This is a genomic window from Neorhizobium sp. PAMB6630 (assembly GCF_058242775.1).
Map to the genome: position 1 here is coordinate 2,855,761 of NZ_CM177836.1, position 13,933 is coordinate 2,869,693.

The 13,933-nt window shown below is 56.0% G+C and carries 10 protein-coding genes; 7 read left to right on the top strand and 3 right to left on the bottom strand.

Going from position 1 to position 13,933, the window contains the following annotated elements:
- Nucleotides 1–31: 31 nt before the first annotated feature.
- The 3 genes from AC4CWF_RS13760 to AC4CWF_RS13770 are packed head-to-tail and all read right to left on the bottom strand — an operon-like array spanning nucleotide 32 to nucleotide 3,016.
- Nucleotides 32–841: a carbohydrate ABC transporter permease gene (locus tag AC4CWF_RS13760; protein WP_491282212.1), complete on the bottom strand. Its 810-nt coding sequence runs from the start codon at nucleotides 839–841 to the stop codon at nucleotides 32–34.
- Nucleotides 831–1,700 carry a carbohydrate ABC transporter permease gene (locus AC4CWF_RS13765; protein ID WP_491282213.1) on the bottom strand — a complete coding sequence of 290 codons (870 nt, stop codon included), beginning with the start codon at nucleotides 1,698–1,700 and terminating at the stop codon, nucleotides 831–833. The genes AC4CWF_RS13760 and AC4CWF_RS13765 overlap by 11 nt, the downstream gene beginning before the upstream one ends.
- A 56-nt stretch (nucleotides 1,701–1,756) precedes the next feature.
- Nucleotides 1,757–3,016 carry an ABC transporter substrate-binding protein gene (locus AC4CWF_RS13770; protein WP_491282214.1) on the bottom strand — a complete coding sequence of 420 codons (1,260 nt, stop codon included), beginning with the start codon at nucleotides 3,014–3,016 and terminating at the stop codon, nucleotides 1,757–1,759.
- Between the two features lie 427 nt (nucleotides 3,017–3,443).
- On the opposite strand from AC4CWF_RS13770, the gene rfbB reads away from it, so the two are divergent.
- From rfbB to AC4CWF_RS13805, 7 genes are read left to right on the top strand one after another with little or no spacing between them, the layout of a single operon-like run.
- Nucleotides 3,444–4,505, top strand: coding sequence for a dTDP-glucose 4,6-dehydratase (gene rfbB, locus AC4CWF_RS13775; protein ID WP_491282215.1), 1,062 nt, complete (start codon nucleotides 3,444–3,446; stop codon nucleotides 4,503–4,505).
- A 3-nt stretch (nucleotides 4,506–4,508) separates the two neighbouring features.
- A complete protein-coding gene (gene rfbD / locus AC4CWF_RS13780) occupies nucleotides 4,509–5,393 on the top strand; it encodes a dTDP-4-dehydrorhamnose reductase (protein WP_491282216.1) in 885 nt (294 codons plus the stop codon).
- A 4-nt stretch (nucleotides 5,394–5,397) separates the two neighbouring features.
- On the top strand, nucleotides 5,398–6,282 hold the full coding sequence (gene rfbA, locus AC4CWF_RS13785) for a glucose-1-phosphate thymidylyltransferase RfbA (protein WP_491282217.1): 885 nt from the start codon (nucleotides 5,398–5,400) through the stop codon (nucleotides 6,280–6,282).
- On the top strand, nucleotides 6,282–6,827 hold the full coding sequence (gene rfbC, locus AC4CWF_RS13790; protein WP_491282218.1) for a dTDP-4-dehydrorhamnose 3,5-epimerase: 546 nt from the start codon (nucleotides 6,282–6,284) through the stop codon (nucleotides 6,825–6,827). Before rfbA ends, rfbC begins: the two co-directional genes overlap by 1 nt.
- Nucleotides 6,827–7,645 carry an ABC transporter permease gene (locus AC4CWF_RS13795; RefSeq protein WP_491282219.1) on the top strand — a complete coding sequence of 273 codons (819 nt, stop codon included), beginning with the start codon at nucleotides 6,827–6,829 and terminating at the stop codon, nucleotides 7,643–7,645. Before rfbC ends, AC4CWF_RS13795 begins: the two co-directional genes overlap by 1 nt.
- A complete protein-coding gene (locus tag AC4CWF_RS13800; RefSeq protein WP_491282220.1) occupies nucleotides 7,635–9,005 on the top strand; it encodes an ABC transporter ATP-binding protein in 1,371 nt (456 codons plus the stop codon). Before AC4CWF_RS13795 ends, AC4CWF_RS13800 begins: the two co-directional genes overlap by 11 nt.
- Nucleotides 8,998–13,866 carry a glycoside hydrolase family 99-like domain-containing protein gene (locus tag AC4CWF_RS13805; protein WP_491282221.1) on the top strand — a complete coding sequence of 1,623 codons (4,869 nt, stop codon included), beginning with the start codon at nucleotides 8,998–9,000 and terminating at the stop codon, nucleotides 13,864–13,866. Before AC4CWF_RS13800 ends, AC4CWF_RS13805 begins: the two co-directional genes overlap by 8 nt.
- Nucleotides 13,867–13,933 lie beyond the last annotated feature (67 nt).

The window sequence follows — 13,933 nt, forward strand, 5'->3', positions numbered from 1 at the left end:
CTGGTCTTCCCCGTTTCGTCTTTTGAGAGGTTCATTTCACGGCGCCCATGGTGATGCCGCGCACGAGATGGCGCTCCACGAACAGGAAACCGGCAAGCACCGGCAGGATGGTGATGGTGGAGGCGGCCATGACCAGCGGCCAGTCGACAAGCCCCTCCCCCGGATTGATCTTGTAGAGCCGTGCCAGACCGATCTGCAGCGTGTAGAGATCCTGCCGGCCGACGGCCACCAGCGGCCAGATGTAGTTGTTCCACTCGGTGATGAAGATGTAGAGCGCCATGGAGGCAATGGCCGGCTTGGAGAGCGGCACGATGATGCGCCACAGCACGGTGAGCGGCGAGGCTCCATCCATATAGGCCGCCTCGTCCAGCGCCTTCGGGATGCCGCGAATATATTGCCGCAGGAAAAAGGCGGCAAAACCGTTGGAAATCGCCGGCAGGATCAGCCCCGCATAGGTATCAAGCAGCCCGACCTTGGCAAGCGTCAGGTAATTCGGGATGAGGCTGATATGGCTCGGGATCATCAGCGTCGCGACGGTCGCTGCGAACAGCAGGTCGCCGCCGCGAAAGGTGAAGCGGGCAAAGGCGAAGGCGGCAAGCGTTGCCACCGTGATGCCGAGAACGGTGACCAGGCCGGAGACGATCAGGCTGTTGAGGAGGTAACGGGCGAAATTGAACTGGCCGACGGCCCGCTCATAATTGTCCAGCGTGAAGGTGACGTGACCGGCATAGAAGGCATCGGCCGTCTGGAACGACATCCAGATGGAATAAAGCACCGGCGAAAGGAACAGCAGGCCGACGACGAGCGACAGCACCGCGACAAAGGGATTTTCAGGCTTCATAATGCACCTTGCGGCCGATGATGCGCGATTTGAGGATGGCAAGCGCCACCAGCAGGACGAAGAGGATGACGGCAAGCGCCGAGCCGCGGCCGATGTCGAACAGCACGAAACCGATCTCGTAGAGCAGGTTCACCAGCATGTCGGTGGCGCCGGCCGGACCGCCCTTTGTCATCACATTGACGATGGTGAAGACCTGGAAGGCCTCGATCACCGAGATCACCAGCAGGAAATAGGTGGTGGGCATCACCAGCGGCATGGTCACACGGCGAAAGACGTGCAGGCGCCTGCCGCCATCGACGGCGGCGGCATCGTAAAGCTCCTGCGGGATCGCCTGCAGGCCGGCGATATAGATGACGATGTCATAACCGATCTGCTTCCAGGTATTGACGACGATCAGCACCCAGAGCGCCAGATGCGGATCCTGCAGCCAATGCGGCCGCCCGAGCCCCAGCCAGGAGAGCAGCGCGTTCATCATGCCGTAATCGGTGGAAAAGACCCAGGAAAACACCACCGCGATCGATACTGTCGATGTCACCGACGGCAGGAACAACGCGCCGCGCAAGAGCCGGGAGGCCAGCGTTTCGCGCACCAGCCAGTTGGCGATGGCAAGTGCTGCCCCAAGCCTCAACGGCACCGAAAGCACGGCAAAAACGGTGGTCACCCACAGCGAGTTCCAGAATTCGGCCGAGGCGAACAGCTCTTCATAATTGCGAAGCCCCACGAAGGGCATGTCGGGGGTGAGGAAATTCCACTGGCGCACGCTGAGGTTCAGGCTCGTCAGGATCGGGATATAGGTAAACACCGCGATGAAGATCATCAGCGGCGCAACGAAAAGATAGGGCGTCAGCTTGCGGAGCATTGTTTATCTGCGCCGGTCGGACGTTTGCCCGACCGGCGCCCCTGAAGGTTGAAAAATCAGTTTCCGGCGCGCTGGCTTTCCTTGCGCGTCTGTTCGGCAAAATCCTTCAGCGCCGCGTCGGCCTTGCGCTGGCCAAGCGCAATCGACTGCCACACCTTGTATTCATTGGTGCGCATCCAGGTGACGAAGGTGGCGCGGGCGCGGCCATGGGCGTAAGGCAGCGAATTGATCGCAACATCGATGCCCGGCTGGCTTTCCAGCGCCTTGACGGCGACCGGAAGAGCCGCACTCTTCCTGTTGATCGGCAGGTAGCCGGTCGCGGCAAACCAGGCGGCATTGGCCTCCGGCGAAGCGGCGTAGCTCACGAATTTGTAGGCCGCATCCTGCACGTCCTTGGGCGAAGACGCCATGATGCCGATGCCGGCGCCGCCGATCGGAACCGAGCAGACCTTGTTGCAGGGCATGGGCCGCACGACGAGATTTTCACCCAGCGCCTTCTTGCGGCCGCCGTAGCTGCCGGTCGAATCCATGTCGAGGCCGACCTTGCCGGCCATGAAGGCGGCATTGCCCATGTCCTCGTCGGTCACGCCATCCGGCGAGGCAACCTTGTGCTGGCTGACCAGCGAGCCCATCCACTGATAGGCTTCGATGGTGTTCGGTTTGTCGAGCAGGATCTCGTTGGTCTTCGGATTGATCAACTCGCTGTCATTGGCCATGACCAGGCCCCAGCGGGCGAACTGGCCAGGCGCGCCCATTCCGGAAATGCCCTCTGCGCCCAGCTTTTCCTGGATCGTCTTTGCAGCCTGGAGGATGTCGTCATAGGTCTTCAGCGGGGTATCGACGGAAAGACCAGCGCGGGCAAAGATGTCCTTGTTGACGTAAAGAACCGGCGTGGAGGAGTTGAACGGCACGACATAGTTCTTGCCGTTGATCTGGCCGATTTCGAGGGCGAAGTCGTAAAGATCACCCTTCAGCGGATCGGCATCGACGTAAGGCGTCAGGTCCGTCAGGATATTGTTGTTGGCAAACAGCCCATAGCGGGTGATCTCGAGGATCACGGCATCCGGCGCGCGACGGGCGGGAATGGCCGCCTGCAGCTTGGCAACCAGATCATTGTAATTGCCGACAAATTCCGGTTCGACATCGATATCGGGATGGGCGGCTTCGAAGTTTGCGATGATCTTGTTCAGAGCCTCGCCATTGGTCTTGCTGAACGTGTGCCAGAATTTGACCGTGGTTGCGGCTTCGGCAGAGCCGATCGTGGCGAACAGGGCAAAAACGCTGGCTGCAATCGTGCTGTGCAATTTGCGTGTCATGTCTCTCTCCTCTGCAAGTTAAATTGCAATGAGAGCGACATAACGGTCGCACACGACATTCCCGTGAAGCCCGCATGAAGACTTGATGACAGGTACGCTGCCGCGTTGAGAGGGCCCGTTTCGCTGAACAGGTGTGGATCACATCACCGGTAAACTCTGGCATCGCATGGCTGACACGATCCAACAGCATGCGCTCATCCGGAAGGATTTAAGCCACGTTGGATGTGCCTGCATGGCTGCGAAGCTCATTCAAATGCACCCCATATTCTCAGCGTTTCAGTCCCACGCGTATCCGACCGCGCAAGCGCTCATTCCGCAGCGGGGTTTGACCCGCTTCCAGTCGTCGTGTAACTCCTCCGCTTGCATTGAGGCACGAGACCTCAACTCAGCATCTTTGCGTTCATGCGTAATTCGTGAGGGACATTCGATGGCTATTCTCGTTACCGGCGGCGCTGGCTTCATTGGAAGCAATTTTGTGCTGGACTGGCTCGCCCAAAGTGACGAACCGATCGTCAACCTGGATAAGCTGACCTATGCGGGCAACCTAGACAACCTGGCTGGCCTGGAAGGAGATGCACGGCATATTTTCGTCCAGGGCGATATCGGCGATGGGAAGCTGGTCGCAAAACTGCTCTGCGAACACAATCCGCGCGCAGTCATCAATTTTGCCGCTGAATCGCATGTGGACCGGTCCATTCACGGACCTGCCGAATTCATACAGACGAACGTGGTTTCAACCTTCACCTTGCTCGAGGAAGTTCGCACCTACTGGGCAAATCTGGCAGAGAGTGAAAAGACGGCCTTCCGCTTCCTGCATGTTTCCACCGATGAGGTTTACGGCTCGCTTGAAAAGGATGAGCCTGCGTTCCGTGAAGAGAACCAGTACCAGCCAAACAGCCCCTATTCGGCCAGCAAGGCAGCATCCGACCATCTTGTTCGCTGCTACCATCACACCTACGGCCTGCCGGTACTGACCACCAATTGCTCGAACAATTACGGGCCGTTCCATTTCCCGGAAAAGCTCATTCCCCTGTGCATCCTCAATGCACTTTCGCTTAAGCCTCTGCCGATCTACGGTGATGGCCAGCAGATCCGCGACTGGCTCTATGTCCGGGATCACTGTTCTGCCATCCGGCGTGTTCTCGATGCAGGCAAACTCGGCGAAACGTACAATGTCGGAGGCTGGAACGAGAAGGCCAATCTGGATGTGGTTCGCACACTCTGCGCGATCCTTGATGAACTGCATCCGCGGGCCGATGGTCAGTCATACGCAACACAGATTGCCTTTGTGAAAGACCGTCCGGGCCATGATCGACGGTATGCGATCGATGCAGGCAAGCTGGAAAGGGAACTGGGCTGGAAGCCGATTGAAACGTTCGAGACGGGCATTCGCAAAACGGTGCAGTGGTATCTCGAGAACCAGGACTGGGTCCAGAACGTGACGAGCGGCGCCTACCAGCACTGGGTCGGAAAGCAATACGGGAACTGATCGATGCGGTTGTTGTTGACAGGCAAAAACGGTCAGGTTGGTTTCGAATTGCAAAGGGCGCTTGCCCCTTTGGGGGACGTGATCGCGCTGGACCGGAACGCTTGCGACCTCTCCGACCACACTCAATTGCGGTCGGTTATCCGGGACGTAAAGCCTGATATCATCGTCAATCCGGCGGCCTACACCGCCGTCGACAAGGCGGAAAGCGAACAGGATCTGGCTTTTTCCATCAATGCTACGGCGCCGGGCATCATCGGTGCCGAAGCCGTCGCTCTTGGCGCATTGGTGGTGCATTATTCGACCGATTATGTTTTTGACGGCAAGGATGACGGTTTCTACACCGAAGCGCATGAGCCCAATCCACAGGGCGTGTATGGCCGCAGCAAGCTTGCCGGCGAGCAATCCCTGAAGGCCAGCGGAGCGCGGCACCTGATCTTCAGGACATCATGGGTGGCCGGTGCTCACGGCGCCAACTTCCTGAAAACCATGCTCCGTCTGGCAGCGGAGCGCGACGAAATGAAGGTTGTGGCCGACCAGATTGGCGCACCGACATCGGCCAGCCTGATCGCCGACGTGACAGCGCATGCCGCACGGGAAGCCGTGAAAGAGGGCCATGCCATTCCAGATGGGGTTTACCATCTTGTCGCGAGCGGAGAAACCAACTGGCACGCTTACGCGTGTCATGTGATCGAAACGGCGCGCCGTAGCGGGCGGCCTGTCCGCGTCGCGCCGGATGCGATTTTGGCCATTCCCTCAAGCCAATATCCGACGCCGGCGAAGCGGCCTGCCAATTCCAGACTTGACACTTGCAAACTTCGCACGACTTTCGGCTTGAACCTGCCCCATTGGCAGGCCGGAATTGACCATATTCTCCAGCAAATGTTTTGAGGCGATGACGACACGCAAGGGTATCATTCTGGCCGGGGGATCCGGCACACGGCTTCATCCGGCAACGCTGGCAGTCTCCAAGCAGTTGCTGCCGGTCTATGACAAGCCGATGATCTATTATCCACTGACGACGCTGATGCTGGCGGGCATCCGGGATATCCTGATCATATCGACGCCGCAGGATACGCCCCGTTTCGAGGCACTGCTGGGCGATGGCAGTCAATGGGGTCTCAACCTCACCTATAGCGTCCAGCCCAGTCCCGATGGGCTGGCGCAGGCCTTTATCCTCGGTCGCGATTTCGTCGGGGGAAAACCATCTGCCCTCGTGCTGGGCGACAACATCTTCTACGGTCATGATTTCCAGAAGTTGCTGAAACACGCGTCAGCCCGTCCGGATGGTGCGACGGTGTTTGCCTACCACGTGACCGATCCCGAGCGTTACGGTGTTGTGGATTTCGACAAGAACAAGAAAGCCTTGTCGATCGAGGAAAAACCTCAGCGGCCAAAGTCGCACTATGCCGTGACGGGTCTCTACTTCTATGATGAGCAGGTCTGCGACATCGCAGCCGATATCAAGCCCTCCGCCCGCGGCGAACTCGAGATCACCGATGTCAACAGCCACTACCTTAAGCAGGGCCAGCTGAACGTCGAGATCATGGGGCGCGGTTATGCATGGCTCGATACGGGCACCCATGATTCACTGCTGGAGGCAGGACACTACATCGCCACGATCGAAAAACGGCAGGGTCTGCGGGTCGCCTGTCCGGAAGAGGTTGCCTACAGGGCGGGTTGGATCGACGCTGCAAAACTGGAAGAGCTGGCGGCTCCGCTGAAAAAGAGCGGCTACGGCGTCTATCTGATGAACCTTCTCAAGGACGAAGTGTTCTGATGCAGGCGATCTCAACCAGCATTCCTGACGTCCTGATCCTCGAGCCTAAGGTTTTCGGAGACGATCGCGGCTATTTCCTGGAGAGCTTCAACGCGCGCACCTTCAAGGAACTGACGGGCCTTGATCGTAATTTTGTGCAGGACAACCATTCCAGATCATCAAAAAATGTCTTGCGGGGGCTGCATTATCAAATTCGGCAGCCGCAGGGAAAGCTTGTGCGTGTGGTCGAAGGGGAAGTCTTCGACGTTGCCGTCGACATTCGCCGGTCGTCACCGACATTTGGTCATTGGGTCGGCGTGCATCTGAGTGAACAGAACAAGCGGCAGCTTTGGGTTCCCGAGGGTTTTGCGCATGGTTTTGTCGTTTTAAGCGATGCCGCGCAGTTTCTCTACAAGACGACCGACTATTATGCGCCCGAGTTTGAGCGCAGTCTGCTGTGGAATGATCCGCGTATCGCGATTGACTGGCCAATCCAGGGCGAACCGAAGCTGGCGGCGAAAGACGCTGCGGCCACCACGTTGGATATGGCGGAGTTGTTTGACTGATGCAGACCTTTTCCGCGAGCCTCCGGGAAATGGTGGCGAGCCAATGGCGCCACCGCGGCCTGCTCAAGGCCTCGATCAAACGCGAGGTGCTTGGCCGCTACCGGGGTTCGTTTCTGGGCGTGTTCTGGTCTTTCTTCAACCCGTTGCTGATGCTGAGTGTTTACACCTTCGTCTTCAGCTCCATATTGAAGGCGAAATGGGGCACGGGGGGAACCTCGAAGGCAGAGTTTGCCCTGGTGCTGTTCGCGGGGCTCATGACATTCAATCTGTTTTCCGAGACGATCAATCGGGCATCCGGTCTCATTGTTGGCAATCCGAACTACGTCAAGAAGGTCGTCTTCCCGCTGGAAATCCTGCCATCCGTGGTGCTCGGATCGGCGCTTTTTCATCTTTTCATCAGTTTGGCGGTCTGGCTTCTGGCCTATCTCGTCTTTTATGGCCTTCCTCACGCGACCGTGCTGTTTTTCCCGCTCGTGCTTTTGCCGCTTTGCATCTTCACGCTTGGGGTAAGCTGGATCTTGGCTTCCCTTGGGGTTTTCCTGCGTGATGTCGCGCAATTTATCGGCGTTGCCACGACGGCCTTGATGTTCCTGTCGCCTGTCTTTTATCCCGCAAGCGCGCTCCCGGAGAATTTTCGTATCGTCCTCTATCTCAATCCCCTGACACCGGCCATTGAACTCTCCCGGGATGTGCTGTTCTGGGGTAAGGCACCCGATTTCGTCATGCTGGGCCTTTATGCATTGGCATCCGTAGCAGTCGCCTGGATCGGCTTCCTGTGGTTCCAGAAGACGCGCAAGGGGTTTGCCGATGTCCTCTGACTTGGCCATAAAGGTAGACAACGTCAGCAAGTGTTATCAGATTTACGATACGCCACGGGCAAGGCTCAAGCAGTTCCTGCTGCCGCGCCTGCGCCGCTCCTTCGGCCTGTCTCAGAACCAGTATTTCAGGGAATTCTGGGCTTTGCGGGATGTCTCCTTCGAAGTGAAGAAGGGCGAGACGGTCGGCATCATCGGTCGCAACGGCAGTGGCAAATCGACCTTGCTGCAAATGATCTGCGGGACCCTCAATCCGACGTCTGGAAGTATTACGGCGAACGGACGCATTTCCGCTTTGCTTGAACTGGGCTCGGGTTTCAATCCCGAGTTTACCGGTCGCGAGAACGTCTACATGAACGCGGCGATCCTGGGGGTCAGCAAGGACGAGATCGATGCACGCTTTGGCGACATCGCCGCATTTGCCGACATTGGCGACTTCATTGAACAGCCGGTCAAGAGCTACTCAAGTGGCATGATGGTGCGACTGGCCTTTGCGGTGGCCATCAATGTGGAGCCCGAAATCCTCATCGTGGATGAGGCGCTGTCGGTGGGTGACGAACTGTTCCAGCGCAAATGTTTTTCCCGGATCGAGGCCATCCGTGCGAAGGGCGCGACGGTATTTTTTGTTTCCCACTCGGCCTCGCAGATCGTGGAACTGTGCGACCGAGCCATCATGCTCGACTCCGGCGAGATAATCGCGTCCGGCGAACCCAAGCAGATCGTATCCAGCTATCAGAAGCTGCTGTATGCGCCGGCGCATCTGCGCGATGGGCTTCGCCAGCAGTTGATGGCAGGTTCACTCAATCGCTCGGGCGAAGATCTGGCAACCGGAGACGACACCGCTCCTGCGGAACGCGAGGTAGAGCTTGATGAAACCTTCGATCCGAATTTCGTTCCTCAAAGTACCATCGAGTTTGAGGCTCGCGGCGCACGGATAGGAGACCTTGCACTTTTGACCGCCGATGGCCGTCGGGTCAATTCTCTGAAGAAGCAGGGAAGATACAGGCTCCGATACGAGGTCAATGTCGACAAATTTATAACCAACGTCCGGTTTGGCATGCTCATCAAGACGGGAAGCGGTATCCCCTTGGGAGGTTTCATGTCGGCCGCGACACTTGCGGATGCCATTGCCTTTGTGGAGCCGGGAACGCGTTACACAGTGGAATACTCCTTCACCTGTTTCTTGAATCCGGGCGTATATTTCATGAATGCGGGCGTCTTCGGTTCTGATGATGCAGATGGCGAGGCTGTTTTGCATCGCAAGGCCGACGCGGTTGTTTTCAGGGTTTTGCCCACGGAAAGAAACTGCTCAACTGAAATCATCGACTTCGACTTCCACTGCGTGGCGAACATAAATGACTGATATCTTTAACCGTCTTCTGGTGTCCTGCCCCAATGAGGCCGGAGGTCTGTTCCTTATCAACCATGGCACGGTTCGCAGGATCGATGCGAGCCAGTCAACAGGTCTCGCCATTGATGGCAACAGGACACTTCGAGGCATTCAGCCAGGCACGGTTATCCAGCTCGGGGAACGGCCGTGGATCATCAGCGACAATGAAACGGGTGTGGATGACATTCACGACGTCGTGTTCAAGGACGGGTATTGTTATGTCGTCGGAACCACTGGAAATAAAGTTATCAAGCTCGACGGAGAAGGACAGGAAGCCGAAACCTGGACTTTTTCAGATGCCGATGATTCCTGGCATATCAATTGTCTAGGCGACTGGAACGGCCGCATCGTTTTTTCTGCTTTTGGCGACTTCTCGACCACGCGCGGCTACAAAAAAGCGACCGCCGGCGCGGGCTTTGTGCGAGATCTGTTGTCGGGCAACATACTGATTGATGGGCTCTCGCAGCCGCACAGCCTGGTCTCCTGCGGCGAAAACTTGATTGTCGCAAACTCCGAAATGAAGGAAATCCGAGAATACGCCCCGGATGGCACGCTACTGCGCACGGCACAGTTCGATGGCTATACGCGCGGAATCAGCGTCGGCGAGCAAATCGTCTATATCGGCCTTAGCTGTTCGCGAAATGTTAGCGATACGGGTGTGTCTACGGCCACCGTGGTCGCCATTGATAGAGCGACATGGGCAGAGATTGGCCGTATCGCGCTGCCGTCGCGCGAAATCTACGACATCAGGGAAGTGGAGGATGGCGATATCCTCCTGGATGTTATCGGTTCCATCGGAGAGGACGTTGTCAACAGGCTGACCGATGCGTTGAGGCAGCAGCATATTGAGTTTGAGAAAATTCAGCGGGAGCGTGACGAACAGACCCAGCGGGAGCACGAGGAGCAGATCCAACGGGAGCGCGCCGAGCAGAACCAGTTGAAGCATGACGAACAGATACAGCGGGAGCGTGACGAACATGTTCGACGACTTGACGAGCTGGAGCGTGTTGTCGAAAAGCTGAATGCGCAGCTCGTCGCGATTCTGAATTCACGTTCGTGGCGCTTGACAGAACCACTGCGCAAGGTGGTGTCGCTCATTGCGCAGGTGAAAACAGCATCAGGTGAGATCGATGGGCCCCTGCTGCAGCGATTGCGTCGGGGCTGGCGTGAGTTGCGGCTGCACGCACCGCTCCGGGACGTCCGCAACAGTGCGTTGTTTGATGCGGACTATTATCGCACAACATATCCCGACGTCTCTGAAAGTGGACTGGACCCCGCAACACACTTCGTCGTGCATGGCTGGAAGGAGCATCGCAATCCTTCTGCGGCCTTCGATACGGCCTTCTATCTGTCCGAAAATCCCGACATTGCCGGAGCAAGCATAAACCCTTTCCTTCATTACATCAGGCACGGCCGTCAGGAAGGGCGAAGAATTTCCGCTTCAGAGACCGTGTCTTTGATTGAAATTGATCCTGAACAGCTGGAGCGTGAGATCGAGACAATCCGCTTGTCAGGCCAGTTCGATGAACAATTTTACGTCTGCGTGTACCCCGAACTTCAATTGACGCCCGAGGATGCCGTTCGCCACTACTGTGAGCATGGCTGGAGACAGGGCCGAGACCCCAGCGATGACTTCGATACGCAGTTCTATCTTTCGACGTATGATGACATTCGAAATGCGGGAATGAACCCGTTTTTGCACTACGTCGTTTCCGGTGCGGCAGAGGCCCGGCAGATCGCAAATCGCTCTGGTGGCCGGCGGGAAGTAGACGCCTGGTTTGGAGAGATCGATAACGACGTTAAACTGATTGCGTTCTATGCAGTGCCGGACTGGGATGTGTTGCAATCGGCGCGGCCGTTGTTCCCGCATCATTCTCAGCCCAAGAAACCTGATGGCAGTCTTGGCTATTATGATGTGGCCAGTGCGGACGTCCTGCGTAATCAAGCCGAGATGGCGACGCGTCATGGTGTGTCCGCCTTCTGTTTTGAGCTGACCACTGCGCCAAGCCTCGATACGGATCGAAAGGATCCGCTTGCGCTCTTCCTTGAAAATCAAGACATAAATATACGATTCTGCGTCAGAGCTGACGTCTCTGCGGGGGTGGGGGAGAATCTATCCGCCATCGGTGACGCATTGGTGCGGCTTTCCAGCGACCCGCGCTGCCTGCGGGTAGACGGAAGACCGTTGGTCGTCGTTGAGGCCGCGCAAAAATCATTGCAAGTCTCACGTTATATTCCTGCTCTAAGAGCATGGTTTCGCGAACAAGGGTTGGATGAGCCCTTTATCGTCGGGCGCTGTGTTCTTGGCGACGCCCAGCACACCGATGTCGTCGAGCTTCTTTCGAGCGGTTGTAACGCCGTTGTCGATTTTCCCGCCCACCCCGTACCGGGCGAAACCGGAGATTTCCGCCCGTATGACCGGAATGGAGTCCAAATAGTTCCTTATAATGTAGTGTGCACTACTGGTATAAAAAAAGCACGGGTCAATGCCGACCTGCTGCAACCAGTTTACTCTGTCGTGACACTCGCCCGTGACAATACAGCCCAGCAGACAGACAGTCGCTTGGTATACAAGAATTTTTCCACTGACAGCTATCGGCAATGGCTGGATGAATGTATTGCAGCCACCCGGAAGGTTCACCCTGAAGATAGGCGTTTTGTGTTTATAAACGCTTGGAACGACTGGGAGAACGGTCTTTATCTCGAGCCCGATCGTCAAAATGGCTTCAATAGGCTGAATGAAACCGCGCGCGCGCTCTTAAAGCTGGAAGCCGGTTTGCGTCTACCCAAAATCTCTATAATTGTTCCAAACTACAACCATGAGAGGTTCCTGCGACAACGTCTTGAGAGTATATATTCCCAAACCTACAGGAACATTGAGGTTTTATTATTAGATGATTGCTCGTCCGACGGAAGTCGCGAGATTTTAGATGAATATCTGGCGAAATACCCGAGTGTCACGCGCGTTATATATAATGCAGAGAATTCCGGGGGGCCTTTTAAACAATGGGCCAGAGGCTTGAAGGAGGTGTCTGGCGAACTCGTTTGGATTGCAGAGAGCGACGATTTTTGCGACGAGAGATTGCTTGAGGTGCTCGTTCGTTGCTTCGATGACGAGGCGGTATTGCTCGCTTACGGGGAATCTATTTTCGTGAATCGCGATGGGGCGCCGGATCGCAATGCTCTTAAGGCTTATCTGGCTGATCTCGCTTGTGCTGCCAAATGGGAGAGCGCTTACGTCGAGACGGCTCACAATGAGGTCCAGGAAGCTTTAGGTATAAAAAACACGATACCCAACGCGAGCAGTGTACTTTTCAAACGACCAATCGAACTGCCACTCCTGGAGGATGAGCAGTGGTTGTCTATGCGAGTCGCCGGCGATTGGGTGTTTTATCTGCATGTCATTCGAGGCGGAAAGGTTGCCTATAATCCTGACGCGATAAACTTCTTCCGTCGTTATGAGGGCAGTGCGGCCGACGCTACTTACAAGAAAGATTCATTTTATCGCGAAGTCGGACTGGCAAGCCGAACGGTTGCCGCACTCTATCAGGTTCCCCATGATGTACTGGAGCGTTGCCGCAAAGGCTATGAAGCCTTCTATTGGACTATGGTTGGCAACTCAGAGGCAGAGTTCTCAGATTGGTACAATTACGAGGCGGTTCTTCAGGCGCGCAGTGAGCGTTCTCCCAACGTTCTCGTGTCGACGATGGGGTTTTACCCCGGTGGAGCAGAAATTTTGCCGATTCGCCTGGCAAACGAGTTCAAGCGGCAAGGTCTCTCAGTGCTGCTGCTAAGCACTGGCCTCGTCGATCGCGAGGATGGCGTGCGGCAAATGCTGCGTAATGACGTACCTCTGATCGAGACTTCTAATGTTACGAAATTCAAGGAGACTATAAGCAAATTCCACATTGAGGCGCTGAACACGCACCAATGGCATATTCAAAAATATCCCTTGGTGGTTCCAGATGTTTTTGACGATCTTCGAACGCATGTGGCTTCGCTTCATGGCATGATAGAGCACGGCGAAGCTTTTTCAGTGACAGAAGAACAGTTATTTGAAGCCGACCGCAATGTCACAACCTGGGCCTATACAGCCGATAAGAACCTCGAGCCGTTCAAAAAGCTTGGAATTTACGATGCTTCTTCGCCGCGGTTCCAGAAAATACAGAACGGAATGCAGCCGCCCAAAGTGGTCCCTGTTTCGCGTGCACAACTGAACATCCCTGAGAACGCATTTGTTCTATGCTGCGTGAGCAGAGCGATACCGGACAAGGGTTGGGCGGAAGCGATAGATGCCGTTGAAAGAGCGAGACGGTTGTCAGGACGGGACATTCGCCTGATGCTTGTTGGCAACGGGCCCGTCTACGATGATTACTGCAAAAATTTCGCCCCGGATTTTGTTCATCTAGTGGGTTTTAGCGAGGACTCGGTTGGGCATTACGCGGCCGCGGACATGGGTATCATGCTCACGAAATTCAAATCGGAGAGCTTTCCGCTCACGATCGTCGATTGTCTTTTTGCGGGCAGACCATATATCGGCACGGGTGTGGGTGAGATTGAAAACATGCTTACGGTCGAGGGTGAACTTGCTGGCGCAGTTATTGGCCTTGATGACTGGGAAGTCCCCGTGGAGCAGGTGGCGCATGAAATAGCCGAGTTCGCGTCGGACCACACCAAGTATTCGAAAGCATTGTCCTTAGTGCCTCCGGCAACCTCTAGGTATAGAATTGACGTAGCGGCATCACAATATATCGCGCTCTTCAAGCGCGATCGTGACGGAGAGCCGATCGGCATGAAAAAGGTCAGAACATCCAGTCCTGTTGAATATTCGTAGCGTTTTGAGGCAAGGGTTGGTTGCAGTGAAATCAGTTGGTCGAATGCATGCGACAGAATTGTGAGTC

Coding starts and splice junctions, on each gene's coding strand:
- rfbD (WP_491282216.1), top strand. CDS start 4,509: ATGCGGTTGTTGTTGACAGGCAAAAACGGTCAGGTTGGTTTCGAATTG.
- AC4CWF_RS13760 (WP_491282212.1), bottom strand. CDS start 841: ATGAAGCCTGAAAATCCCTTTGTCGCGGTGCTGTCGCTCGTCGTCGGC.
- rfbB (WP_491282215.1), top strand. CDS start 3,444: ATGGCTATTCTCGTTACCGGCGGCGCTGGCTTCATTGGAAGCAATTTT.
- AC4CWF_RS13765 (WP_491282213.1), bottom strand. CDS start 1,700: ATGCTCCGCAAGCTGACGCCCTATCTTTTCGTTGCGCCGCTGATGATC.
- AC4CWF_RS13805 (WP_491282221.1), top strand. CDS start 8,998: ATGACTGATATCTTTAACCGTCTTCTGGTGTCCTGCCCCAATGAGGCC.
- rfbC (WP_491282218.1), top strand. CDS start 6,282: ATGCAGGCGATCTCAACCAGCATTCCTGACGTCCTGATCCTCGAGCCT.
- AC4CWF_RS13770 (WP_491282214.1), bottom strand. CDS start 3,016: ATGACACGCAAATTGCACAGCACGATTGCAGCCAGCGTTTTTGCCCTG.
- AC4CWF_RS13795 (WP_491282219.1), top strand. CDS start 6,827: ATGCAGACCTTTTCCGCGAGCCTCCGGGAAATGGTGGCGAGCCAATGG.
- rfbA (WP_491282217.1), top strand. CDS start 5,398: ATGACGACACGCAAGGGTATCATTCTGGCCGGGGGATCCGGCACACGG.
- AC4CWF_RS13800 (WP_491282220.1), top strand. CDS start 7,635: ATGTCCTCTGACTTGGCCATAAAGGTAGACAACGTCAGCAAGTGTTAT.